This is a genomic window from Cupriavidus sp. 01T418 (assembly GCF_056398885.1).
Genome location: NZ_JBFTQG010000116.1, coordinates 1 through 1,297, shown reverse-complemented (window position 1 = coordinate 1,297; position 1,297 = coordinate 1). Strand labels below are relative to the sequence as shown.

General features: G+C 60.8%; 1 protein-coding gene. It reads right to left on the bottom strand.

Annotated elements, in window-relative coordinates:
* Positions 1 to 41: 41 nt before the first annotated feature.
* Positions 42 to 1,234, bottom strand: a protein-coding gene (locus tag AC1DQ3_RS36445; protein ID WP_477124941.1) for an IS3 family transposase whose coding sequence is annotated in 2 segments (ribosomal slippage) — positions 42 to 970 and positions 970 to 1,234 — 1,194 coding nt in all. Because the reading frame shifts where the segments join, the coding sequence is not laid out codon by codon here.
* Positions 1,235 to 1,297: the final 63 nt, after the last annotated feature.

The following is a 1,297-nucleotide window of genomic DNA, read 5'->3' as shown; positions in this document are numbered from 1 at the left end:
ACTGATGTTGCCCCTGTTTGGTGTAGCTCTTAGCTTTCGGGTTATGCGGCCTTTTTACGCTGTGCCGCATGCCAGCGTTGCTCGTATTGCATGGGGCTGAGATAACCCAGCGTGGAATGCAGCCGTCGGTGATTATAAAAGGCTATCCAGTCCAGCACCGCGTCCATGGCCTCCCGCCGGGTGGCGAACTTTCTTCCGTGCAAACTGGCGGTCTTGAGCCGTCCCCAGAAGCTTTCAGTCGGCGCATTATCCCAGCAATTCCCCTTCCGGCTCATGGACGAGCGCATGCCCCAGTCGCGCATGGTGCGCTGGAACTCATGGCTGCAATACTGGCTGCCCCGGTCACTATGGAAGATCACGCCTTGACCCGGGCGGCGCCGGAACCAAGCCATCCGCAAGGCGTCCTGGACCAAGCTGGTCTGCATGTGTGGCGCCATGCTCCAGCCCACCACCTGGCGGCTGAACAAGTCAATGACCGCGGCCAGGTACAACCACCCCTCATCGGTGGCGATATAGGTGATGTCTCCGCTCCAGAGATGATTCGGCGCCTCGGGGGTGAACCTGCGCTGCACCAGGTCGGCGGCCACCGGCAAGTTATGTTTGCTGTCAGTGGTGACAACAAACTTACGCTTGGTGCGCGCGCGCAGGCCATGCCGCTGCATCAGGCGACGCACCCGCTCTTTGCCCACCCTGACGCCGCGCGCGAGCAGCTCCTTATGCATGCGGGGCCAACCATATTCCTGCTTGACCTCGGCATGGATGGCGCGTAGATGGGCCAGCACGGCCTCATCGCTCTGGCGGCCACCGGAGCCTGGGCGAGTTGACTGCCGTTGGCGCCACGCGAAATACCCGCTGGCGCTCACGCCCAGCACCTCGCACGAGATACTCACTGGCCAGTGCTTTCTCACTTGGTAAATCCAGGCATACCTTGCAACACGTCCTGCGCAAAGTATGCCGCGGCTTTTTTTGCGATATCGCGCTCCATTCTCAGGCGCGCATTCTCGGCCCGCAGCCGAGCCAACTCCATCTGCTCAGGCGTGACGGCCACCGGCTTGCCGGTCGTCCCCGCCGCCAGTTCTCCCTTTTCACTCTGACGCATCCAGGCCCCAAGGCTACCCTTGGGAATGCCGAGAACCTTGGCCGTGACCGCTATCGATTGGCCGGCCTTCACCTGGCGAACCGCCTCCAATTTGTATTCCTGCGTGTATTTCGCTCGCGTTTGCTTGCCTGACATGTCTTAGCTCCTTGCTCGTATTTGAACATAGGCTAAGAACTCCACTCTTCGGGGGCAAGATCA